This window comes from Pueribacillus theae, from assembly GCF_003097615.1.
In the GTDB taxonomy this organism is placed as follows: domain Bacteria; phylum Bacillota; class Bacilli; order Bacillales; family UBA6769; genus Pueribacillus; species Pueribacillus theae.
Genome location: NZ_QCZG01000011.1, coordinates 59,923 through 83,239, shown reverse-complemented (window position 1 = coordinate 83,239; position 23,317 = coordinate 59,923). Strand labels below are relative to the sequence as shown.

27 protein-coding genes and 1 riboswitch are annotated in these 23,317 nt (G+C 41.0%); of the genes, 5 read left to right on the top strand and 22 right to left on the bottom strand.

Translation table 11 applies throughout. The features are described 5' to 3' along the window. Genes DCC39_RS07350 through DCC39_RS07340 form a run of 3 tightly spaced genes read left to right on the top strand, consistent with a single transcriptional unit; the run spans position 1 to position 2,598 of the window. Positions 1-1,209, top strand: a complete 1,209-nt coding sequence (locus DCC39_RS07350; protein ID WP_165820799.1) for a Ger(x)C family spore germination protein — start codon at positions 1-3, stop codon at positions 1,207-1,209. A gap of 11 nt (positions 1,210-1,220) precedes the next feature. Next, positions 1,221-1,454: a hypothetical protein gene (locus DCC39_RS07345; RefSeq protein ID WP_116554244.1), complete on the top strand. Its 234-nt coding sequence runs from the start codon at positions 1,221-1,223 to the stop codon at positions 1,452-1,454. Between the two features lie 28 nt (positions 1,455-1,482). Continuing rightward, positions 1,483-2,598, top strand: a complete 1,116-nt coding sequence (locus DCC39_RS07340) for a GerAB/ArcD/ProY family transporter (RefSeq protein WP_116554243.1) — start codon at positions 1,483-1,485, stop codon at positions 2,596-2,598. Between the two features lie 52 nt (positions 2,599-2,650). Here DCC39_RS07340 and DCC39_RS07335 read toward each other — a convergent pair whose 3' ends face one another. The 8 genes from DCC39_RS07335 to DCC39_RS07300 all read right to left on the bottom strand — a co-directional run bounded on the left by DCC39_RS07335 (position 2,651) and on the right by DCC39_RS07300 (position 9,875). Next, a complete protein-coding gene (locus DCC39_RS07335) occupies positions 2,651-3,040 on the bottom strand; it encodes an acyl-CoA thioesterase (protein ID WP_116554242.1) in 390 nt (129 codons plus the stop codon). A gap of 40 nt (positions 3,041-3,080) precedes the next feature. After that, positions 3,081-4,256: an iron-containing alcohol dehydrogenase gene (locus DCC39_RS07330; protein WP_116554241.1), complete on the bottom strand. Its 1,176-nt coding sequence runs from the start codon at positions 4,254-4,256 to the stop codon at positions 3,081-3,083. A gap of 28 nt (positions 4,257-4,284) precedes the next feature. After that, a complete protein-coding gene (locus DCC39_RS07325) occupies positions 4,285-5,088 on the bottom strand; it encodes an MBL fold metallo-hydrolase (protein ID WP_116554240.1) in 804 nt (267 codons plus the stop codon). Positions 5,089-5,138: 50 nt separating this feature from the next. Next, positions 5,139-6,746, bottom strand: coding sequence for an FMN-binding glutamate synthase family protein (locus tag DCC39_RS07320; RefSeq protein ID WP_116554239.1), 1,608 nt, complete (start codon positions 6,744-6,746; stop codon positions 5,139-5,141). 261 nt (positions 6,747-7,007) lie between these two features. Further along, positions 7,008-7,754, bottom strand: a complete 747-nt coding sequence (locus tag DCC39_RS07315) for a class I SAM-dependent methyltransferase (protein WP_116554238.1) — start codon at positions 7,752-7,754, stop codon at positions 7,008-7,010. Between the two features lie 407 nt (positions 7,755-8,161). After that, on the bottom strand, positions 8,162-8,566 hold the full coding sequence (locus DCC39_RS07310) for a MaoC/PaaZ C-terminal domain-containing protein (protein WP_116554237.1): 405 nt from the start codon (positions 8,564-8,566) through the stop codon (positions 8,162-8,164). Continuing rightward, entirely contained in the window at positions 8,563-9,015 is a 453-nt protein-coding gene (locus DCC39_RS07305; protein WP_116554236.1) for a MaoC family dehydratase N-terminal domain-containing protein, read from the bottom strand. Before DCC39_RS07305 ends, DCC39_RS07310 begins: the two co-directional genes overlap by 4 nt. 98 nt (positions 9,016-9,113) lie before the next feature. Next, complete coding sequence (locus DCC39_RS07300) at positions 9,114-9,875, bottom strand: SDR family NAD(P)-dependent oxidoreductase (RefSeq protein WP_116554235.1); 762 nt, start codon at positions 9,873-9,875, stop codon at positions 9,114-9,116. Between the two features lie 159 nt (positions 9,876-10,034). On the opposite strand from DCC39_RS07300, the gene DCC39_RS07295 reads away from it, so the two are divergent. After that, complete coding sequence (locus DCC39_RS07295; RefSeq protein ID WP_205948478.1) at positions 10,035-10,811, top strand: ABC transporter ATP-binding protein; 777 nt, start codon at positions 10,035-10,037, stop codon at positions 10,809-10,811. 150 nt (positions 10,812-10,961) lie between these two features. On the opposite strand, the gene DCC39_RS07290 is transcribed toward DCC39_RS07295, so the two are convergent. The 12 genes from DCC39_RS07290 to DCC39_RS07235 all read right to left on the bottom strand — a co-directional run bounded on the left by DCC39_RS07290 (position 10,962) and on the right by DCC39_RS07235 (position 20,378). Next, positions 10,962-11,774, bottom strand: coding sequence for a DUF2935 domain-containing protein (locus DCC39_RS07290; protein ID WP_116554233.1), 813 nt, complete (start codon positions 11,772-11,774; stop codon positions 10,962-10,964). A 78-nt stretch (positions 11,775-11,852) separates the two neighbouring features. Continuing rightward, positions 11,853-12,899, bottom strand: coding sequence for a nicotinate-nucleotide--dimethylbenzimidazole phosphoribosyltransferase (gene cobT, locus DCC39_RS07285; protein WP_116554232.1), 1,047 nt, complete (start codon positions 12,897-12,899; stop codon positions 11,853-11,855). 6 nt (positions 12,900-12,905) lie between these two features. Beyond that, positions 12,906-13,502, bottom strand: coding sequence for a cob(I)yrinic acid a,c-diamide adenosyltransferase (locus DCC39_RS07280; RefSeq protein WP_116554231.1), 597 nt, complete (start codon positions 13,500-13,502; stop codon positions 12,906-12,908). A gap of 79 nt (positions 13,503-13,581) precedes the next feature. Next, positions 13,582-14,019, bottom strand: coding sequence for a bifunctional adenosylcobinamide kinase/adenosylcobinamide-phosphate guanylyltransferase (locus DCC39_RS07275; RefSeq protein WP_240613573.1), 438 nt, complete (start codon positions 14,017-14,019; stop codon positions 13,582-13,584). Beyond that, a complete protein-coding gene (locus tag DCC39_RS07270) occupies positions 13,980-14,606 on the bottom strand; it encodes a histidine phosphatase family protein (RefSeq protein WP_116554229.1) in 627 nt (208 codons plus the stop codon). Before DCC39_RS07270 ends, DCC39_RS07275 begins: the two co-directional genes overlap by 40 nt. After that, positions 14,558-15,370 carry an adenosylcobinamide-GDP ribazoletransferase gene (gene cobS / locus DCC39_RS07265; RefSeq protein ID WP_116554228.1) on the bottom strand — a complete coding sequence of 271 codons (813 nt, stop codon included), beginning with the start codon at positions 15,368-15,370 and terminating at the stop codon, positions 14,558-14,560. The genes DCC39_RS07270 and cobS overlap by 49 nt, the downstream gene beginning before the upstream one ends. Then, positions 15,371-16,219, bottom strand: coding sequence for a cobyric acid synthase (locus tag DCC39_RS07260; RefSeq protein WP_116554227.1), 849 nt, complete (start codon positions 16,217-16,219; stop codon positions 15,371-15,373). It lies immediately after the preceding gene. A 12-nt stretch (positions 16,220-16,231) separates the two neighbouring features. Then, positions 16,232-16,786 carry a bifunctional adenosylcobinamide kinase/adenosylcobinamide-phosphate guanylyltransferase gene (locus DCC39_RS07255; RefSeq protein ID WP_116554226.1) on the bottom strand — a complete coding sequence of 185 codons (555 nt, stop codon included), beginning with the start codon at positions 16,784-16,786 and terminating at the stop codon, positions 16,232-16,234. Continuing rightward, positions 16,771-17,862: a threonine-phosphate decarboxylase CobD gene (cobD, locus tag DCC39_RS07250; RefSeq protein ID WP_165820798.1), complete on the bottom strand. Its 1,092-nt coding sequence runs from the start codon at positions 17,860-17,862 to the stop codon at positions 16,771-16,773. The genes DCC39_RS07255 and cobD overlap by 16 nt, the downstream gene beginning before the upstream one ends. Beyond that, complete coding sequence (cbiB, locus tag DCC39_RS07245; RefSeq protein WP_240613570.1) at positions 17,837-18,850, bottom strand: adenosylcobinamide-phosphate synthase CbiB; 1,014 nt, start codon at positions 18,848-18,850, stop codon at positions 17,837-17,839. Before cbiB ends, cobD begins: the two co-directional genes overlap by 26 nt. After that, complete coding sequence (locus DCC39_RS07240) at positions 18,805-19,560, bottom strand: adenosylcobinamide amidohydrolase (RefSeq protein WP_116554224.1); 756 nt, start codon at positions 19,558-19,560, stop codon at positions 18,805-18,807. The genes cbiB and DCC39_RS07240 overlap by 46 nt, the downstream gene beginning before the upstream one ends. Before the next feature lie 109 nt (positions 19,561-19,669). Beyond that, positions 19,670-19,882: riboswitch (cobalamin riboswitch) on the bottom strand. Between the two features lie 55 nt (positions 19,883-19,937). Then, positions 19,938-20,378, bottom strand: a complete 441-nt coding sequence (locus tag DCC39_RS07235; RefSeq protein WP_116554223.1) for an Rrf2 family transcriptional regulator — start codon at positions 20,376-20,378, stop codon at positions 19,938-19,940. A gap of 191 nt (positions 20,379-20,569) precedes the next feature. Between DCC39_RS07235 and hmpA the strand changes: the two genes are divergently transcribed. Then, the gene (hmpA, locus tag DCC39_RS07230) at positions 20,570-21,811 is read left to right on the top strand and encodes an NO-inducible flavohemoprotein (protein WP_116554222.1); all 1,242 of its coding nucleotides are present in this window, start codon (positions 20,570-20,572) and stop codon (positions 21,809-21,811) included. Positions 21,812-21,923: 112 nt separating this feature from the next. Here hmpA and DCC39_RS07225 read toward each other — a convergent pair whose 3' ends face one another. Together DCC39_RS07225 and DCC39_RS07220 are read right to left on the bottom strand one after the other, a co-directional pair. Next, positions 21,924-22,208 (bottom strand): hypothetical protein, encoded by a 285-nt coding sequence (locus tag DCC39_RS07225; protein WP_116554221.1) that lies wholly within the window; start codon positions 22,206-22,208, stop codon positions 21,924-21,926. A 112-nt stretch (positions 22,209-22,320) separates the two neighbouring features. After that, positions 22,321-23,226 (bottom strand): polymorphic toxin type 44 domain-containing protein, encoded by a 906-nt coding sequence (locus tag DCC39_RS07220; RefSeq protein WP_116554220.1) that lies wholly within the window; start codon positions 23,224-23,226, stop codon positions 22,321-22,323. Positions 23,227-23,317: the final 91 nt, after the last annotated feature.

The following is a 23,317-nucleotide window of genomic DNA, read 5'->3' as shown; positions in this document are numbered from 1 at the left end:
TTGAAGCGAAAATGTATTCTGCTTCTCACAAGCTTTTTTTCGCTCTTTCTTCTTGCAGGCTGCTGGAGTAAAACAGAGTTGAATGATCTTGCCATCGCTACTGCCATGGCGATTGATAAAGCTGAAGATGGCTACCTTGTCAGCGTACAAGTGCTTAACCCAAGCCAGATCGCTTCACAACAAACGATGATGACAACTGAGACTGCAGTTACCACCTACCATTCATCTGGCGGAACAATCTTAGAGGCTTTGAGAGAACTTACAAAAGAAATTCCAGGTAAACTCTACTTGGCACATATTCGAATCGTTATCTTTGGTGAAGAGGTGGCAAGGGAAGGGATTCGCAAACCGCTTGATTTCTTATCAAGAGACTATGAATTTCGAACGGATTTCTATATTCTTGTTTCAAGATACGGAATGGCCTCACCTTTATTAAATGTCTTAACATCACTTGAGAGAATTCCAGCAAACAGTATATTCACAACGCTGCAAATGTCTCAAACGAGGTGGGCACCGACAAAAGGCGTTACGTTAGATGAATTGATTGAAAACCTCGTGAAATTAGGTCAGGATCCTGTTCTAACAGGAATTTATGTTAAAGGTGAAGAGCAAGCGGGGAATAGCATTAAAAATATCGAATTAGTCGATCCTCCTGCAGTACTAAAGGTAGATAACTTGGCGGCGTTCCACGGAGATCGACTTATCGATTGGCTTAATAACGAAGAGAGTATGGGCTATATCTATGTTCTTGGAAACGTACGAAGCACAATTGAACATATTCCTTGTGATAAAGATGATAACGGTAAAGTAACCATTGAAATCATGCAATCGACACCCGAAGTGAAGGCGAAAGTAGTAAAAGGCGAACCGAAGGTTGGAATTAAGGTAAAAGCGGAAGGTAACGTTGCGGATGTTGAATGTTTAATTGATCTTACAGACCCGAAGAAAATTCAGGAATTGCAAGAGACAATAGAAAAAACGATAGAAGAAAAAATCGAAAAAGTAGTTGAAAAAGCGAAAAATGATTTACAAAGTGATATTTTGGGATTTGGTGAAGCGATACACCGTTCTAATCCCAAACTATGGAAAAAACTTAAAAACGAATGGAAAGAACATTTTCCAACTATTTCACACACAACAAAAGTAGAAGTTAAAATTCGACGATTTGGAACGATTACGGACTCATTTCAAGAAGAAAGTGAGGATTAACAAAAACCCCCATGTTATCCTTAATAGGCATTCTTGCAGTAACGGCGGCCATCATTGCAATCGATGTTCCGCCTCTCTTAAAAAAGAAGCAAAAAAAAGAACTTTGGGCATTTTTCATTTTGTTGGGTTTTGGTGTTACATTGGGCATCCTTATGAGCTTTGAAGTAAATATTCCAAATCCCCTTGAGTTTATTCATTGGATCTTCAAGCCGATTATTAGTTGGATTCACAATTTATTGCATTAAAGATATTCAGGAATTGGAGGCAACTTGTATGCCCAAAAGCGAAAAAATTAGTTCGAAGCAACTTATCATTTTGATATTTCTGTATTCAATTGGCAGTTCGGTAATTATTATTCCAACGACATTAGCATCTCAAGCAAAACAAGATGCCTGGATTGCCGGGATCGTGGGATTAGTTTTTAGCATCTTTATCGTCATATTGTACACACGTTTATTTTCCTTATTTCCAAATTTCACTTTGGTTGAACTGGCTGAACATCTATTAGGGAGATGGATAGGAAAGCTAATCTCACTCCTTTTTATCGGCTTTTTTGTGATTTTAACTGCTTTGATCCTTAGAAATATTGGTGACTTCTTGACAATACAAATTATGCCTGAAACGCCAATAGTAGCGATACTTATTTTATTCATTTTCGTTTCACTGATTGGCGTTCGACATGGTCTGGAAGTGCTGTCGAGAGCAGCGGAGATTTTCTTGCCCTGGGTCGTAATACAGCTATTCATTTTCGTTCTATTTCTTATTCCGCAAATTGAGTTTTCTAGAATTGAACCTATATTTGAGTATGGTTTTAAACCGATTATGAGCGGTGCTCTCCCATTTATCTCCATCCCTTTTTCGGAACTGGTTGTGTTTTTAATGATTTTGCCATATCTTAACGAGAAAAAGAATGCGGGAAAGTCCTTGCTAATTGGAGCAACGATGGGGGGTATAGTACTTATTTTAATTACGATACTCGCTATTTTTGTCCTCGGAGCTGATATTACTGCAAGAAACACTTATCCAACTTATCTCTTAGGGAAAAAGATAAGCATCGCTAATTACCTCGAACGTATCGAAGTAATCGTCGCCATTATTTGGTTTTTAACGATTTTCTTTAAATTATCAATCTGTTTTTATGCTTCGGTACTCGGAATGGCACAAACTTTCAAGCTCAGCGATTACAGAAGTCTACTCTCTCCCATCAGTATTATTTTAGTCATCCTTTCCCTGATATTGGCTCCAAATATTGGTTATTTACAAAAAGTCGTATTGGAAACATGGCCGCCATTTTCAATGGCCGTCGGGATTTTCATTCCATTTCTTTTATACATAATCGCCAAGTTTCGAGGAAAATCACCATCATTACAAAAATCTAATAAACATTAGTGTTTGCAGCTACTATCAACCAACTTTAAAAAGCCATCCCAAAAGGAATGGCTTATCGCATATGTTTTTTTAATTGTTGCCTAATATGATCAGGGATTGGCTCTTTTTGTTGCGTTTTTAAATTAAAATTAACGTAAACCGCGTTGCCTTTCGCACAAAGAATGCCATCTTGGTGAATTTCCTCATACAAAATAAAGCTCGTATTCCCGATTTTTTCGACCCATGTTTTTACGGCCACATTTTTGCCGAAATAAATTTGGCTGACAAAATCAACCGTTGTATGCAAAATAATGCAACGCCAATTATCAAATGAAAAATCCGGTGTAAACATTTCAAAAATTTTATTTCTCCCAGCCTCGAACCAAATGGGAATGGTTGTATTATTAATATGCCCTGCGCCGTCCGTCTCACTGACGCGCGGTTCAATGATCGTTTCAAACAACAGATGCCTCTCCTTTTTAGGCTGCCGCAGCAGACCTCTGTTACTTATTTGGAATGCTACCATCAAAAGCCGCTTTATAAATGTTAAAAATATCCCCCCGCGATAACGGCATTGGGCTTCTTGCCAGCAGCCTTGTTTGCTTTACCGCATCATCTGTTAATGAATCCAATGCCGATTCTGGAATATTAAAACCTTTGAGCGTAGCCGGGATGCCAACATCCTTAACGAGCTGGGCAAGTTCGTTCACGAATCGGAACGATGCTTCTTCTTCTCCAAGCCCATAATCACCTGTCAACACGGTGTAAAGATGTGCCATCCTTTCTTGACAGCTTGGACGTATGTAGCCCATGACATACGGAAGCAATACGGCGTTCGATTCCCCGTGCGCAATGTGAAATTGGCCGCCAAGCGGATAAGCAAGGGCGTGAACACCCGCCACCCCAGCGTTGAAGAATGAAAGACCGGCGATATAACTCCCCATGCTCATATTTGTACGCGCTTCTTTGTTGTTGCCATCTTCAACAGCCGTTCTTAATGAGCCGCTAATTAGCTGAACAGCTTGGATTGCGAGTCCGTCTGTTGTAGGACTTGCATTGACGGATAAATAAGCCTCAACAGCATGCGTGAGCGCATCGACGCCTGTCGCTGCCGTCACCCTTGGAGGGAGGGAAACGGTAAGAGCCGGATCGACGATTGTCGCATCCGCCATAAGCAAGTCGTCAGTAATGACGTCTTTTGTCGTTTCCAGTGAAAATACTGAAATATTCGTGACTTCTGAACCTGTTCCAGACGTCGTTGGCATTAATATTTTCGGAAGCCCTTTCTGTTTGATCGATTTCGTTCCTGTTAAATTCAAATAATCAACAATTTCCCCATCATGAACGGCAAGTACTGCGGCCATTTTTGCGAGATCTAGCGTACTTCCGCCGCCAAGTCCAATCACAAGATCAAAACCACCGTTCTTAATATAGTTAACAATCCTCTGGCCGCATGCAACCGATGGTTCAGGTTCAACATCCGTATAAACGCTAATTTGAAAGCCTTTTTCTAAGAGCGGTTTTGTAACTTTTTCAACGATGCCGATTTTCACCAATACTTCATCTGTAATGCAAAGGATATGGCTTGGTTTAAATTTATCCACTTCTGTTACAAGCTCTGCCGCTGATCCCCATCCCGTATAATTTAGTGTTGGAAATACTAATTTAGAAACTGCCATTCTCTCTTCCCCTCTTTCCGGTACCTCTTTATGTAATTTCGGCAAAACCGTTAATCATGGATCTTACAATGTGTTCTGAGCTAAATTCGTGTTCAGAAGCGTTGACGAGCTGAATGGTTGTTTGATTTTTCGGAAACAATGTTTGGTCAATCTCGGTAATGGAATAGCCTTTCTTATACAGCTCCAGAATTTCTTCTTTTTTTATTTCTAAGTCATCCAGCTTTCTTTTTAACAGCTGCTTCCCGTTAGCGACATAGCCGGCATGGCCGCAGAACATCGCTTCAAAATCGTATGCCAAAACACGGTTAATCGAGTTCATCATTTCCGGTATCGACTCATGGCGCATGATTAATTTCGTTTTCGGAGCAACGAATAAATCACCTGAAAACAACAGACCGTTCTCCCGGTTATAAAAAACGATATGGTCATCCGCATGGCCAGGGGTTTCAATGATTTCCCACTTCATGCTTCGTGAATGAACCGCATTGTTTAAAGGTTCGACTTGAAACCCCTCTTTCCTCAGTCCCCAAGCGACCTGGCGATATTCGGGATATTCTCCCGGTTTGCTGCATCCTTCAACCGCCTTTTTGTGGGCATATATGCGGAGGCCCTGATTAACAAGCCATGCGCCTAATCCGCAATGATCTTCATGGGAATGAGTCAAGCTGACAAAATCAATCTCATTCTCTTGAAAAAAAGGAATGGACTCATGCTGTGAATTTGCAGGCCCGGTATCGATTAACATCCCGTCAATTACATAAAAATAAACACTCCTATGATGTGGTGTTAATTTAACAGCAGTTACTTCCCCGTGCTTCATGACTTCCATCATTCAAAAAAACCTCTTTTTTCCTGTTTTTATTATAATAAAACTACTTACTTTCAGTGAAGAAGCTTATCAAATTGTGCATTTGATGTATATAGTTCTTCAAGCGAATAAACAATCCCTTTTTCATCTTTAAATAAAATATCTTTTCGGCTGAATTGGGTTGGCGATTCAAGTCCTGCAGCGGCTGCAACGCGGAACAATCCTTCTCTAAGCGTAATGAGGTAGTTTGCGACACGGTGCTTTTTCTCGTCAATGACAAGCGCTTTTTCCAATTCCGGATCGGTTGTCGCAACGCCGACTGGACACTCGTTTGAATGGCATTTTAATGTTTGGATGCAGCCAACCGTAATCATAAAACCTCTTGCAATATTTACAAGGTCAGCGCCCATTGCCAGCGCGATGGCGATTTTGTCAGGGCTAAATAATTTTCCTGAAGCGATAATTTTTACTTTATCGCGGACACCGTGCCTTCGTAATGCGGAATCAACGAGTGGAAGTGCGGTGTAGATCGGCAATCCAACACTGTCAGCAAGCTCTTGATAAGACGCGCCCGTCCCGCCTTCCCCACCGTCAACGGTGATGAAATCAGGGCCTTTTCCTGTATCTTTTATTTGCTCTGCCAATTTGTCAGCTTCATCGGGCGCCCCAATCACAACCTTCATCCCGACAGGTTTTCCCGTGACGTCCCGTATTTTTTCCATTGCATGAAAAGCTGACGGCAAATCTGGAAAGTCAACAAAGCGATTCGGGCTGTCAATTGGTTTCCAAGGTTCAACTCTACGGATTTCAGCGATTTCTGGTGTTACCTTCTCACCGTCTACGTGCCCCCCGCGTGTTTTTGCCCCTTGTCCGAATTTCAATTCATACGCTTTTATTTGCGGGAAAACCTCATTCTTTCTTTTCAATTCATCCCAATCAAATTTCCCTTCGCTGTCTCTTACACCAAATAATCCTGGTCCTATTTGGAAGATGATATCCACTCCACCTTTCAGATGGTACGTGGAAAGCCCCCCTTCGCCTGAATTCATCCATGTTCCTTTTGCCATCGCAAGTCCTTCAGACAGCGCAGTCAGCGCCCGTTTTCCAAGTGCCCCATAACTCATTGCCGACATTCCAATCAATCCCCTGACAACAAAAGGATATCTTGTATTCGGACCAATAACCACCGCATCTTCCTCTTTCAGTAAATATGCAGGAGATTCATGCTTTTCCATCACTTCTTCCCGGCGGGAAAATAGCGGATCTTTTATTAACAAATAGCGATTCGTTTCAACAACTGTCTCATAATCAATATTTAACTCTTGTGTAAGTTTAGGAAACATCGCATTTCTTATATAAAACCCCGGTTCATCAAAATCTCTTTTTGAACCAAAACCAACAACATCCCGCTTATATTTCGCGCTTTTTACAATATGTTGATAATCATCACGCGAAAAAGGTTTACCTTCACGATCATTGTTAAACCAATATTGACGAAATTCCGGCCCAATTTTTTCTAAAAAATATCTCATCCGTCCCAACACGGGATAATTACGCAACACCGGACTCGCTGTTTGCCTCCGATCCATAAAGTAAAGTGATGTTATCGTAACAATGATGATTAAAACTGTGACGATGAATGCAATAAAACTAATCACTATTATGTAATTCGCAAGATTCATTTCCATTCCTCCTAAGATAAAGCCTTTTCACCATTGATTATATTCTTCTCAAACCTCCTATATTTCATTTCCCTATTTTAAATCCCCTGCTTTCCAATGTAACATTCTTGGGCCAAAAGGTTGGCTCTTGCCGATTTTCTTTTAAATCGCGCTTTCAAAGGGTAGACCGTCCCTTTTATCCCTTTGAATGCTATAACGGCAAAAATAGGATTTAGAGACGAAGGATATTGTCAAATCCCTTCCTATTTGATTAAGTAAGAGTTATTTTGTACCAACTATAGAGAAAGAAGGAATGGACTGATACGCAATTTTTTCCGCTTCCGTATAAATCAGATCGTCAAAGTCTTGATCTATTCGTATATTGTGGAAGCCCAATTGAAATAGCACGGCACGATCCCACTCGGGCCTCATTGCATAGGTCAGTGGCAAATGTTTGGCGATCTCATCGCCCTCGCTGAAAAGCTCTGCTTCATCGTATTGCGGAAATCCTAGCTGTATCGCTTTTTTGATGTCCCTTTGATAAATTTTACCGTGTATTTTATTAGCAAGTGAAATATTCCAATTTGCATCGAATATTATCACTTTCCCACCCTTTTTTAACCATTTGTGCCAGTCAGAATAGACTTTCTCTGGCTGGTGCAACGTCCATGTGACATTACGGGAGATGATGATATCGAAGGTGTTTTCCGGGTTAAAGGAAGTGTCGCCAGTGACATGGATAAATTGTGGTTTCACGCCAGCTGAATCGCAATTCCTTTTCGCTGCAGCGATCATATCCTTTGAAAAATCCAAAGCTGTCACATGATGCCCCATTTGTGATAAAACTATCGTAAAAAAACCTGGTCCAGTACCGAAATCTAAAATTTGGAGAGGGCGATCTTCGGCAATGCGGGCTTGTAAAATGCTCTCCCAAGCCTCTTTTTTAAAGCTGTTTAGTTCATCATGAATAATTCCATCATATATTTTTGCACTTTTATCCCAATATTTTCGATGCTTCACTTCATACATCGTGCAAGCTCCTCTTATTATCTATTTCAAGGACACAATATTGCTCCTTGGTCATCGAATTATGATGTTACTTCAATTAAGTAGTCATTTTTCTAAGCCGTGAATCGATTTGTCCGTGTTGCCATCTTATTGCAAGTGAGCCTCCAGTCTTCCTTCGGCGGCCCAAACCCCACAGAACCCGGTATGCGGATTCCCCACACCGGGCTCTTCAGAAATTGATTCACCGTTTTGCGTACATCTTCAATTTCGAATATGGAATTGAAAGTCTAGGACGCTTTTCCACCATTTGCTTAAACTGTTGTTCATCTGGAAAAGCTTCCATCACCGCGTTATTTTTTTCCACGGATCTGAAAAAAGATCCCCCTATTTAAATATCATTATTCAAATAAGGGGATCGTGTTATAGATCTACTTATGCAGTTTAAAATTGACTGAACCTTTGATAACATCTTTCCCTTTTTGATTCTCGGCAGCAACGTTGAATGTTAAAACGTCATCCGTTTTTTCAGCCAATTCCGCTTTGAGTGTAATTACGTCATCGAGGAAAACCATGCCTGCAAATCGAATGATGTAATCTTGGACGAATCCTTCTTCCAAGTATGGCGTGAACAATTTTGCGAGGTTACCCATCGTCCACATTCCATGGGCAATAATTCCCGGCAATCCAGCTTTTTTGGCATCTTCATCAATTGTATGTATTGGGTTAAAGTCGCCTGAAGCGCCGGCATATTTGATTAAGTCTAAGCGTGAAACAGGTGAAAGTTCAATTTTTTCCAATGAATCGCCTGTTTGGAGATTTGCTAGTGAAGTCATGCTTCTTCCATCCCCTTTCTAACCGCTTCATTTATAATAATAACTGAAGTTGATGAGAAGATTTGATTGCCTTCCGCATCATCACCGTTATTTTCTGTTACAAGAAAACCCATTCTCCCACTTGAGCCTGTTTTTTCATAGTAATCTTTTATCTCGGTATAGCAGTATACATCTTCGCCAACAAAAAGCGGCCGCTCGTAATGAAAACGTTGTTCGCCATGGATAAGCCCTTGTTTTGGCAATTTCAATGCTTCGATTTGTCCGTAGTCAAATACTCTTGGGAATGTAACCGGTGCAATATTTTTTCCAAATCTGGATTTTTTCGCATATTCGGGATCTAAATAGACAGGATGTTCATCACCAATTGACGCGGCAAATTTTTTGACAGCACCGCGCTCTACCGTGTTCAACACTTTTTCAGAGCGTTTTCCAATCATATGTTCAAACATGCTTATCCCCCTTTATAAAGTTGTTCAAAATTGGGCTTTGTTGTCCTACTTTTTGAACGCACTCTTTTATAAAACCTTTTATTAAAGAAAAAAATAAGCTACGCTTTCGGGCCGCCTGCAACGTAAATGACTTGTCCGCTAACAAATCCTGAGGCTTCATCACAGAAAAACGCTACGGCATTTGCAATATCAGCCGGCTTTCCTGAACGTCTCACTGGAATTTCTGCGGCGCGGGCCTTAACAAACTCATCAAAATCAACGCCAATTCTCTCAGCTGTTGCTTTTGTCATATCAGTTTCAATAAAACCTGGTGCAACGGCATTTGCCGTGATTCCGTAACGGCCTAGTTCGATTGCCAACGTTTTTGTAAAGCCTTGAAGCCCAGCTTTTGCTGTTGAGTAGTTTGCTTGTCCGCGGTTTCCTAGTGCTGATGTTGAAGAAATATTTACGATACGTCCGTAGTTTTGTTCAACCATGTATTTTTGGGCTGCGCGGGAACAGTTAAATGAGCCTTTCAAATGGACATCCATGACCGTTTGCCAATCGTCGTCAGTCATTTTGAATAGAAGGTTGTCTCGAATGACTCCAGCATTGTTTACAAGAATATCGATTTTTCCGAATTGATCTGCAACCGCTTTAACAGATTCTTCGACTTGTTCAGAATTGGCAACGTTCGTTACAAAAGTTGCTACTTCTGCGCCCATGTCACGAAGTTCTTTTGCGCCTGATTCTAAAGCCTCTTCATTAATATCAAATAAAGCTACTTTTGCGCCTTCTTGGGCAAATTGTTTTGCAATGCCAAGCCCAATGCCTCGGCTTCCCCCTGTTACAATTGCTACTCTACCATCAAATCTACCCATACCAAATCCTCCTTATTTTTTTAAAAATTAAATACCCTATGTGATTAACATACCGATTTAACGGCAAATTGTCAAAAGATTTTATGGAACAAAACCGTCAACCCCCTCCCTCTTTTTTTCAGTCTTTGTTATACTGAAAAAAGAAAGTTGAAAGGCGGCTTGTCAATGGTTATTGAATTAAAAAATGTTCATTGGAAACGGCAAAATAAATCAATTTTAAAAAATATAAATTGGGCGGTTGAGGAAGGCGAGCATTGGGTATTGCTCGGTTTGAACGGTTCAGGGAAAACGACGCTGTTAAAAATGATTAACGGCTACATTTGGCCGACAACTGGCGAGATTCGTGTTCTCGGAAAACAATTTGGGAAGTATCCACTCGGCGAACTGCGGAAAATTATTGGCTGGGTGAGCACTGCCATGCAAGAAAAATTGCACGGTGAAGAATATACGGAAAATATTGTCCTCTCAGGAAAATTTGCTTCTCCAAAGCTTTATCACGATCCTGAACAAGAGGACATCGACCGCGCCTTATCATTAATGGAGGAATATGGATTAAGCGGTTTTATCCACCGCCCCTATGCTTCCCTTTCGCAAGGTGAAAAGCAAAAAGTACTTATCGTTCGGGCGCTTATGGCATCGCCAAAACTATTAATTCTCGATGAACCGTGTACAGGGCTTGACGTTTTTGCCCGAGAGCAGCTGCTTGAAACGGTTGAACAATTAGGAAAACAAAAAGATGCACCGACATTGATTTATGTCACACATCATATCGAAGAAATTTTGCCGGTCTTTAGCAAAACATTGATGCTGCGGCAGGGCGAGGTCTTTAAAACGGGCAGAACAGAAGAATTAGTCACCGAATCCCAGCTCAGCGATTTCTTCGAAGCCCCATTGCCAAAACGGGCTTTTTATTTATCCCAGTGCAACCATCCGTAAGGCCCGCTTCAACGCGAAATTCTCTTTCCGTCGCTTGTTCATATTAAAATAGTTAAAGAACCTTGCTTAAGATTGCAAGGTTTTTTAACTTCCTGTTTAATTATTAGAATGTAAATCCAATGGGTTCTAAGCATGGCCATTCATGTTGAACTAACTCTCAATTCTTTCTTTCGCCGGATTACAATTCGGCTCCTCCGTATTTGTTGATTCGGCTAGTTTATGCAAGTAATAGCATTCCTCGCGAAACATGTGATCAGCCATTAATGGGGATAAAATGGAAAGGGATGTATTCGTAAGTTCCATTTCTTCCAGTTCTTCCAAAAAGGTTTGGAAAATTGCCATTTCCAATTTCACATCATCATTAAACTTCTGAAGAGCAGGAAATTGTGAAAGGTTTGTTCTTAAATAACCCACCATTTCAACCGCTTTAAGATAAAAATCTTCAAAATGCTTTGTAAACATTTCACTTTTCTTTTTTAACATTTTCTCGGTGCGATCAAGATTTCCTTCAATTGCTCCTGCATGTCCCGCACCATCAAGAAGCCAAATTAAGTGGTGGTGGAGAGGATGGGAAACAGGCGGGACTTGTTTATTTAACAAATAATGCAAAATGCGAACGTACTCCTCAAGTTCATTCACCATATGATTTACAAAGGACGGCGTCAAACTAATTGAAATCTTCCCCGCTAGATGGCTTCGAATGATCGCAAGTTTTAATTGGCGTAATTCGAACGCTTTTTCGTAAGCAGACCTTGTTAGCGAAGCTAATTCATTTTCTCCTAACTGCTTTCTAGCCTGGGAAAGCAATGTATCAAATGTTGCAATCATTTGATTTGCTTCCCGGACGAGCCGTGTTTCTTTTGGTGACAGTGCATCCCGGATAAAACGGGAATGATCACCAAGAATTTGTAACCAAAACCGGTGTTCAAAAAGCGCGGGTTTTCTATAATCATGGCGTTCCACTTACTAAAAGCCCCCTCTTCACATACTGGAGTACTATATGCAAAAAGTGGGTGTTTGGTTATTTCATTTTTGAGAATTTTAACGCTCCGATTTCCCGGAAACTCCAGCTTCCGAAAATGTTGCCATCTCGCACAACATGTTTGTTGCAGCTTCCACAATTGGAAAAGCGAGTGCAGCCCCAGTCCCTTCCCCAAGCCTCATTTCCAAATCTAGCAATGGTTGTTTGCCTAATTCCTCAAGAGCGGTTTTATGGCCTGGCTCTGTTGAATGGTGACCGGCGATCATATAATCGGATGCACGGTTATCAAATTGATTCGCAATCAGCGCCGCAACCGTACAAATAAAGCCGTCAACAATGATCGGAATTCGATTTCGCGCTGCTTCAAGCATGGCACCGGCCATCGCAGCGATTTCGAGACCGCCAAGCTTTTTAAGCAAATCAAGCGGGTCATTCTGATCAGGCTTTCGCGCTTCAATTGCTCGTTCGATGACGCTTTGCTTCTTTGTCATTTGATCGGAATTCAAACCCGTTCCAGGCCCTATCAACTCTTTTACATTTTTTCCAGTTATCACAGAGAGCAGCGCACTGGCTGACGTTGTATTACCGATGCCCATTTCACCTACGATCAAACATTTTGCACCATTTTCAATCATTTTTGCTGCTTCTTCTTTCCCTACATTTAGGGCTTGAATCACCTCTTCTTCTGCCATTGCATCTTCTTGGCAGAAGTTTCTTGTCCCTGCTCTTACATTGCGGGCGATTAAACCTTCCCCATCAACAGCCTCGGCAACACCCACATCAACGATTTCGAAGAGCGCGCCAATTTGTCTGCTGAAAACGTTCATTGCAGCCCCGCCAGAAAGAAAATTTAAAACCATTTGTGCGGTTACTTCTTTCGGATAGGCTGACACCCCTTCTTCTGTCACACCATGATCAGCCGCAAAAACGAGAACGCCCGGGGGGGCCACAACAGGGAAGCGGCTTCCTGTCATTTCTGCAAGCTCCACGGCCAACGTTTCCAAACGCCCTAAACTTCCGATCGGTTTTGTAAGCGTATTTAAGTATGCTGATACTTCTCTTCCAATATCTTTAGCCAATAAAGGGATTTCAACCAACTGTTTCATATTTTTCTACTCTCCGTCCTTCTCTTTTTTCTTTCCTTTTGCTTCCTTAAAAACGATGGCGCTTCTTTCATACTCCACATCTTTTCTGCCTGAACGGAAATTGACGACTCTCGCCGCTGCGAAAAAGTAATCAGATAAACGGTTAAGATATTTCTGTGCAAGCGGTGGAATATTTTCTTCAATTCGCGAAAGCGTGACAACATCGCGTTCCGCACGTCTTGTCACCGTTCTTGCGATGTGCAGAGCCGCCGCTGCTTTTGTGCCGCCGGGTAAAATAAATCGCTCCAATTTAGGCGTTTCTTCAATATATGCATCAATTCGTTCTTCAAGAAAATCAATCATTTCCTGTTTTAGTTTATATTCGCCATTACCCGTTACGTTCGCTAGATCACCACCGCAATCGAATAATTCATGTTGAATTTTTTCAAGCTCGTCAATGATGTCTTGAAATGTTTCTTGCTCAAGTTCTGCCATTGCCTGCCCGACAAAACAGTTTGCTTCATCCACGGTTCCATATGCTTGCACACGGATGTTATCTTTTTCCACCCTGCCGCCAATCAGACTTGTTCTTCCTTTGTCACCTGATCTCGTATAAATTTTCATGCTTGCACCTCCGATTATTTAACCTTTTTAATTGTTTGAATTGCTTTCATTATAGCATTCGGATTGACGAATCCGTTGCTCATTTTAACCGTTTGGAAATACCATACCAGATGAGATCAACCCGATCTGATCTCGTTGTAAGGTCTTGGTAGCACCAGCCTGTTAAGTCCCGCCATATACGGTCTTCCTTCTCAATCGGAACAATTCCTTTTGAAAGATCATTTCCAATGATGATAAGTTGCCGGATCGCGCTTCTTTCTTCCCATTCAAGCCATATATCGCATTGTTCATTGAACTTTTTCCTTATTTCATCACTCTCACTAAAAGGTTGAATGCACATCTTTATATAATTTTCGACGCCTTGCAGAATCGTAACATTCTTGAACGTGTCAACATTTTCAAATTCTTCTCGTTTAAAATCACTATCGTAGGCGGACAGCCATCCCGCATTTTCTAATTCCTTATTGTAATGCTTTTTTATCCAGTTGGATTTTCCATTGAAGGCACCCCCGAACACGAAATGCAACGGTCTCCCCTCCTAAGCTGTTCAATTTCTGCGGTTAATCGGTACCCACAGCCCGGTTCTATCGCCCATTCCCAATAGGATTTCTTAATTGGAGAATACTTCTCCAGGAAAAAGCGAATTACACCCGCATGGGTTATGATGGCGAGGTCATTGATATTTTCATCTTTAAAGTGTTGTATTGCGTTTTGCCAACCTTCTTGCATTCGCATAACAAACGATTGAAATGACTCACCATTCGGTGGTGCGGTTTGAAAAGCGTTATCTACCCAACTCCGATACACTTGCTTATTTTTCAACTGGTCATACGATTTGCCTTCAAAGTCACCGAAATTCATTTCACGCAGTCTGCCATCTTGGATGATTCGTTCATAAGGGAACAACGTCGTTGCGGTTTCTGTGCAACGTTTAAGATCACTTGAGATAACCAGATCCGGGATGGAAAAGCTCGTTCTTAATGAAGCCAATCTTTCCTTTTCTTCAGGAAGGAGAGAGGGATCCATCCATCCTTGGTATCGTTTTTCACGATTATTTACTGTAGCCCCGTGGCGAATAAGTGTAACAGCCACAACACGAACCATAAATACGTTTCTCCCCCTTCTATTGCCGCGCCAAGCGTATCGCCTGAAATGCCGCCAAATTGTTTTTCGATAAAAACTTTGCTCCAAACTGAAAATAATATCGTTGCAATGAATAGAACACTTGCATAATAGAATACAGTTGCATCAATAAAAATGGTGATGAGAAGAAGGAGCGCCAAGCTTACGAGATGAAAACGAAAATCTTTTCTTTCCAGCCCTTTTTTAAAAAAAGCAGCAATTCCCTCTGGTTTTGCTAGTTTCCCAAATAAAAACACATAACACATCGCAAGCCGTGAGAAATAAAAAAGGAACACTATTAAAATAAAAGTAAAAAAGGCAGCCATTTTCAATGTTTCTAAAATAAAGATATATCGCCACCCGAGTAAAAATAAAACCGAAAGAACGGCAAATGATCCCGTTCGCGGGTCGTCCATAATTTCAAGCCGCTTCTGTTTGTCGCGGTAAGAGAAAAAAGCATCACTTGCATCCATCCATCCGTCAAGATGCAGCCCGCCAGTCATACCAACCGAAACGGTTAAGACGAGGAGTGAAATGACTGGATCAGATAGCTGAGGAACTGTACGCAAGCCAAAAACAATGGATACGACAATCAAACCGAGCAGCATTCCGATCAATGGATACCACTGTATCGCTTTCTTTAAGCGAGGTTTATCTAATGAATATTCTTTTCTTAAAGGAATGACAGTGAAAAACTGCAGCGCTATAAAAATTCCATCGATGCTCTCCTTTACGAATCGCGCCACCTATTGTTTCCCCCACTCATTCATCGTGCGGATAATTTGCTCGATATCGAGGTGGCGAGCAACATGGGCGGCAAATTGTTCATAAGCGAGTTCACGCTGTTCAAACGAGTTCATCTGCTCGTGGGGTGACTGAGACAATGAGTCCTCCGCTTCAATATTTATCTGTTCAAAAGTCGGTACAACACCTAAAATCGGTAAATTCAGCTTCTTCTCCAGCCAGATTTTTCCATTGTAAAAAAGGTCAATTTCTCCGCGGAACTTATTAATAATAATGCCCTTTACACGCGCTAGCTGTTCTTTTGTGAATAGCTCCATCGTTCCTACTAAACTGGCGAAAACGCCGCCCCGTTCAATATCTGCAATAAGAATGACCGGGACATCGGCGATTTCCGCCACCTTCATGTTGACAAGTTCGCGGTCATTTAAGTTCATTTCAACCGGACTGCCGGCACCTTCAATGACAACAAGGTCAAATTCTTTTTCGAGATTCGCCAACGACTCCTTAATTGCTGCGATTCCTCGCTCATAAAATTTTTCGCGGTATTCCGATCCCGAATACGTTTGCACCTTTTCACCGAGGAGGATAACGTCCGAAATGCGGTCGCTCTTTGGCTTTAAGACAATCGGGTTCATATAGGCAGACGCCACGACTTTTGCAGCTTCTGCTTGTAAAAATTGAGAGCGTGCAATTTCCTTCCCATCTACCGTAACACTTGTTTTGTTTGACATGTTTTGTGATTTAAACGGAGCAACGGCATACCCTTTATTTGCTAAAATACGGCATATCGCTGTGGATAGCACGCTTTTTCCAACGTCTGATGACGTACCTTGCAGCATAATTCCCTTCATGTAATTTTCCTCTCACTTCATTTGTATTGGGATTCCATTCTCACAAACATAGGCTTCATCCGCCAATTGGACAATTTTTTGATGCAGCATACCGAGCATTGCAGTGTAAATGAATGTGGTTTCATCCTTTACAGGCACATCATAAAAAAGCTCATTCGAAACAACAATTAACACCCGATCCAACTGAAGAGTATGTAGCGCACCAATCAAAGAATCAAACAGCCTCTTCCTTTCTTTTTCACCTAGAAAGTGAAACTCCCCCTCTTCTGTTAATCCGAAAAGTTCGTTATTCAGAAGCGTTGTAAGACAATCTAGTAAAACGACACGATTATTTTCGATTTCTGTATGTAAGTTGGCTAACCCTTTCTCCATTTCCCATGTCTGCCAATGGACACCGCTTTCAATACGCCTTTGTTTATGGCGCATAATGCGTTCTTCCATCTCAATATCATTTCGTTTACTCGTCGCTATATAATGAAGCGGGCTGTTTTTCGCTTTTTCTATCGCCAGCTTTTCAGCAAATGTACTTTTCCCACTTCTCACACCGCCTGTTATGAAGATGAGCATTGATTCCGCCAGCTTTCCAGTGCCTCTAATAAGACGTTGTTTTCTTCATGTTTACGAACAGCAAATCTTAAATAATTTCCATCCAAACCAATGAAGTTTTCCGTATGGCGCGCTGTAATCCCTTCTTTAATTAAAAATCGAAGCAGCGTTTCTAAATTTTGTTTCTCATGTTCGCGAAGCAAATAATAATTGGTGTTGCTATTTGAAAGAACAAAATTCATTTCTTTTAATGCACTTGTAACTCGCTGCCGTTCATTTTTTAAGCGGATAACTGATTGTTCAACAAACGTATCTTCTGCTAAACATTGAATGCCTATTTGTTCAGCGACCGCATTGACACTCCAGTGGGGTTTCAATTTTGAGAATCTAGTCATCATTTCTTTGCTTGCCGCAAGCCAACCAAGACGAATCCCGGGTATTGCGAACATTTTTGTAAAGGAGCGCAGCACGGCAAGGTTTGAAAACTTTTCAATATAAGGAATGAGTGTATAGGGTTCATCGCAAAAATCGTAAAAAGCTTCGTCAATAATCACCATTACATGATGTTCTTCTGCTTTTTCAATCATCGTAATGACTGACTCCTTTTCGTACCTTATACCTGTCGGATTATTTGGATTGCATATAAATAATGCAGCCTTACCTGGAAGTTTCTGAACAATTTCTTCAACATCTAGCCTCCAGCCATTTTCTTCACGAAGTTGATAAGAGTGTACACGGCAGCCATGTGCTTCACATGCTGAACGATATTCTGAAAATGTTGGGTCAACGATTAAAATATCTTTTCCACGAAATGCATTTGCTAGTAAAAAAACTAACTCTGCAGCACCATTTCCTATCATCATATTCTCGATGCCTATTGATTCACGTTTTGCTAGTTCGATCTTTAAGGCCATCGATTCCGGGTCAGGATAATCAGCAATGGATGCAAGAAGTCCGTTCCATACCGCACGAATGGACGCCGGCATCCCAAAAGGATTCACATTTACACTGAAATCGATAAGATGATGATTAGGGGATTCAACTTGTAACGCTTGTAAAAGATGTTTCGGGTTAGAACCATGTGCTGGCAATGACAATACATCCGCCTCCAATCCAAAATAACAGCAAGGTCGCAATAACAGTGCGATGCATAATTGAATTCACGTGAAGAATATGATCTTGAGCAAGCGGGTAATGGGAATCACCGATGACTGCCCTTTTTGAAACAATTCCTTGATACGAATTTTCTCCGCCTAATTGGACACCGAGAAGCGCTGCAACCGCAGCTTCCACCCAACCGCTGTTCGGGCTAGCATGCTTCCTTGCATCACGAAAGACAATTCTGAAACAATCCTTTCTTGTGTGTGGAACGAAAGGTTTATTTGCTAGAATCATTACTATGCTTGTAACTCTACTCGGGATGTAATTGACGACATCATCGAAACGGGCAGAAGCCCATCCAAACAAATTGTATTTTTCATTTTTATAGCCAAGCATCGAATCACACGTATTGACAGCGCGATAGACCATGGCAAGCGGAGCTCCTCCAAGAAAAGCCCAAAACAACGGGGAGGTGATCCCATCGCTCGTATTTTCCGCGACGGTTTCAACCGTCGCTCTCGTAATTTCTGGTTCAGTAAGTTGTTCCGTGTCCCGCCCGACAATCCAGCTTAGTTTCGTTCTGGCTTCTGGCAAGTTGCTTTCAGAAAGTGGCTGATAAACTTCCTTTGCAGCATCAGCTAGCCCTTTCGTTGCAATTGTTGTGGCGATAAGTAGTGCTTCTATCGTTATCCCTAAAATGAAATGAAAATGGTAGGCAGCTAGAGTTATCAAAAGCGTTACACTGAAAACGATCGCGATTATAAGTAGAAGCACAATCGTACCTTTAAGCTTTTTGTATTTGCCTTGATTCAAGCTTCTCTCAAATATCGCGATCAACGAACCGATCATTCGAACAGGGTGTGGCAATCTGACAGGATCGCCAATGATCCGATCGATGAAATAGGCGGCTGAGATTGCAATGAGATGATATAGTAAAATCATAACTTCGAACGCCGGCTTTTTCGAATGGCTTCCACTGTACATTTGTATACCGCTTCGCCAATTTCTTTTCCGATCGTTGTAATCGTACCCGCATATTGATGCTTTGCTCCTTGTTGCGTGGCAGCGATTAACATGCTATCGGTTGAAGTGCCTGTCGCGATCGTTTTTGTCACGGGATCCATCACCTTTTCATCAAAAAACGCTTTCGATTTTGCTTCTGTTGCTGTCATAAGTGCATGAATAAACGCTTCTTCTGCTAAATACCCGTTTATAAAAACCCAACAATTAATTGTTCCAATCGGATGCTTGAGCCATTCATGTTTCTTTGCTTGCGAAACATCAACCGAATTTCCCACCCCGGCAGTGACGATAACAAAAAGCTCAAACTCTTCATTTTTTATATAGCATTTTCCAAGATTTTGCAGATGTGCCGCTGTCAGCATGGCGATTGAATCATCGGCCTTGAGTCCGTAATTTTTAATGAAACGAAGCATATCACGCATCGGATCATCACAGTTGTAATCTTTGTCTACATGGCGATTCACAAATGCTTTTTTCCATGAAAGGCCTGAACCAATGACCGCAGAAGATAATGTTTTCAGAGCATAAGGAAATTCGATTTTTATCACTTTTTCATCTTCATAAAGATCCATCCCAGAAAAAGTGAACCCATTCTTTTCGCTGCATCCTTCGTTTACTTGTTCGGCTTTCAACATATCCCACACTTCTTTCATATTGTTTAACAAAGCCAAATCAAAAAAGCCCACCCGACAAGAATGGACTTGAAAGCAACATTAGAGATCATTTTATCGATCATTTTGCTGAATGCTGTTTCAAATCTCCCTCCCCGAAGATTTCTTGAAACTTGCTAAAAAAGGTAGGTCTCCTGACTTGCGCTTCCTCTTACTTTGAGCCTTCCCATACAAACGCCTCACAGCCTATTTGTACAGTGGCTTACTCATTTCATCCACGCTTACAGTTGCGGGGGCAGTTCCGGACTTGAACCGGATTCCCTTTTAAGTTTAATAAGTATGTTCAAAAAGGAGGACAACGACCGGACTTTTTGAACATCCTACATAAACACCTTTTCTTCTAGCACGTATTTAATTTAACTTACTTTTTTATTATACTACGTATTTGCTCTCAATAGAGAGATAAGTTGATTTTTATTTGTTGCAATATCAGCAAGTGTGTACTGATCAAGCTCTTGGAAAAAAGCGTTCATTGCATCGTTCAACATTTTTTTCAAACGGCAAGCTGGGCTAAGAACACACGTGTTTTTTTCTGAATCAAAACATTCAAGGAGATAAAAGTCTTCTTCAGTCCTGCGGACAAGTTCACCGATATTTATTTCTTCCGGCAATCGTTTCAGCCTGATTCCGCCATTCCTTCCCCTTATTGTTTCAATATAGCCATGCTTGCCTAATTCATGAATGATTTTTGTTAAATGGTTTTTTGAAATGCTGTATGCTTCTGAAATTTCTTTAATATTTGAGAGAATGCCTTTTTCCTTTAACGCAAGAAAAATGAGCACCCTTAAAGAATAATCAGTATAGTATGTCAGACGCATAAAAAGCCCCTCTTTTCGCTGTTTTCTCCGCTTTCTTATATCCTACCACACCCAATCTTACGGCTAAAGATATTAACATTTTGTGAAGGAAAATGTGACAGATTTTAAAATATGTATTTTAAATATATCTTTTAAAAATTATTCGAGGTATAAATGAATTAGAAAGTGATAACAAATAAGGAGTGATTTTAATGTTGGATGCAAAAACGATTGAAATCATTAAATCTACCGTTCCCGTTTTAGAAGAATATGGCCAAACGATTACGAAACGTTTTTATGAAATGATGTTTGAAAACCACCCGGAATTATTGAATATTTTTAACCATGCGAACCAAAAGCAAGGAAGACAGCAGCAAGCGCTTGCAAATGCCGTTTATGCGGCTGCTGCAAACATTGATAATTTAGGAAATATCCTTCCAGTCGTCAAACAAATTGGCGAGAAACACCGAAGCCTTGGCATTAAGCCGGAGCATTATCCCATTGTCGGCGAGAATTTGCTTGCTGCGATGAAAGATGTGCTCGGCGACGCGGCAACTGATGACATTATGGAAGCGTGGAAAAAAGCTTACGGTGTTATCGCTGATGCGTTCATAACTGTAGAAAAAGAAATGTATGAAGCCGCAGAAAACCAGCCTGGCGGATGGAAAGATTTCCGCAATTTCATCGTCGTAAAAAAAGTAAAGGAAAGCGATGTTATTACTTCTTTCTACTTACAGCCTGAAGATAAGCAAGCGATAGCTTCTTACCTTCCTGGCCAATACATTAGTGTAAAGCTATCAATCCCTGGTGAAACATACACACATATCCGCCAATACAGCTTGTCCGATGCCCCAGGAAAAGATTACTACCGCATTAGCGTCAAAAAAGAAACAGGAATGAATGGCAAACCTGACGGGAAAGTTTCAACCTATTTACATGACGTTGTAAAAGAAGGAGATATTCTACCGTTAAGCGCCCCTGCGGGTGACTTTACGCTTGACGAATCGCATGGCTTGCCTATCGTTCTCATTAGCGGGGGTGTTGGACTTACCCCATTAATGAGCATGCTCAATACATTGGTTGAAAAAGGATCTCGCCGCGAAGTAACCTTCATCCATGCGGCTATCAATGGCAACTACCATGCTATGAAGAAGCATGTCGATACTGTTGCCGATAACAATGAAAACGTTCGCGCATTTTTCTGTTACGAAAAACCGACGGATGATGATCGCAAAAACGGCTGCTTTGCGAAAGAAGGTTATGTTGATTTAGATTGGCTGAAAAAAATATTGCCTTCCAATGAAGCACACTTCTACTTCTGTGGTCCTGTTCCTTTTATGCGTACAGTAAAACACGCTTTAGAAGATTGGGGCGTGCCGGAAGATCGGATCCACTTTGAATTCTTTGGCCCTGCAATGGCACTTGAAAAAGAGCCTGAAGCAATCGCAAATTAATATTTAGAAATAAGGCTGCGCGTCATGGCATGTGACCGCAGCCTCATTTGATTTCAAAAGTTAAGGTTTCTAACAGGAGCGAATATTGGAACTAAGCTTCACCTTCTGTGTTTTACCAAATCCCGCGAACCATGGAAAGCATTCTGCCTCTGTGCACAGGATTTGCGGGATCAATGCCGCAGCCCATCAGCCAGCAGGCTGCCTGTTCTCTTTGTTCCGGGGTGATCGGGTGATCTAACGCACCTGACAAGCCGTCAACCATGCCGTACGCAACACGGGGATTCCTTAAGTCACAGCCTCTTGCGTATGGCCACATCACTCGACAGACACGATGCCAATAAAATGGATTTCTGATTTTTTCACGAAAAGTATTCATGAGGATAGGATCAGGGTACAAATGATACACCTCCTCCATTCTTCAATAAATAACCATCCCCTAACCACATTCTATTTTTATAAAGAACGTTTGTATTGGCGCTTGTACTTATGCTTAATCACCGATTTTTTAATTAAAAAAAATCTCCGCGATCATAATCTGTACACCCATCCGAAATGGCTTTTGAATCTTTTGGGTCATCAAAATAGGAAAAAATATATTTCCAATTTGATGTCCTTGAGTAAACTTGATACATGCCTGCAGCAATCCTTAAAACATTGCAGCTAAATCCAACAGCCCTGCCGATATAGCCAAAATGGTGGTTTCCAATATATTCTCCCGTTTTCAATGAACCTTTGAATGTATACGTGGTGTCATCTCCAATTGTTTGTTTTAAATCCCAAAGCCCATTTGTTCTCGTTAACAGGTAGAAAATTCCCAATCGGTACGTATTGGCATAGGCTAACCCTTTTGATTCTATAAAATGGTCATAGTTCTGTTTTATTTCTTTGGCTGCTTTCAAATTTGTTTCATAAATTTTCTTAAACGTGAAAGCGTTCAATTCATTCGGCAGTTTCAAATGATTTTCAAATTCTTTCATTTGCGCTGCAGTTTCTTTTCCAATCATTTGTACTTGCCCAATAATCATTTCTTCCAATTCTTCTTTTTCTTTTTTTGTTAACGATTTTTTATACATCAAGCCTACGGAAATGAAATAGCAAAAAAACGGAACATAAGCAAGAGAGAAAGTACCGTAAACACTTAAAACAGGTAAACTCAACAAAAAAGCCAAACACTTTAAATCGGTTTTATGACATAAAGCGGCAATGACAGCCAGTGAAGCGGGGATAAATAAAAACATCGTAGATTCAAGCTTTGCCATTTGAGCCATGTTGTCTGAACCAAATCCCAAGAAATCATTGATCCATATTGCAAATCCAAAAAAAGAACCGAGCAGTCCAAAAAACATGCTGAAATAATTTCTGGGATGTTTTGTAGGAAAATAACGGAACAAAAACACTAAACGGTTCAGTTTCAAGTCAACCACCCCGTCAAATACAAGGACTTACCTTCCAATGATGGCAAGTCTTTTTTGCATCTATATTATTCAGAAGCACCGGCAGCGTTCC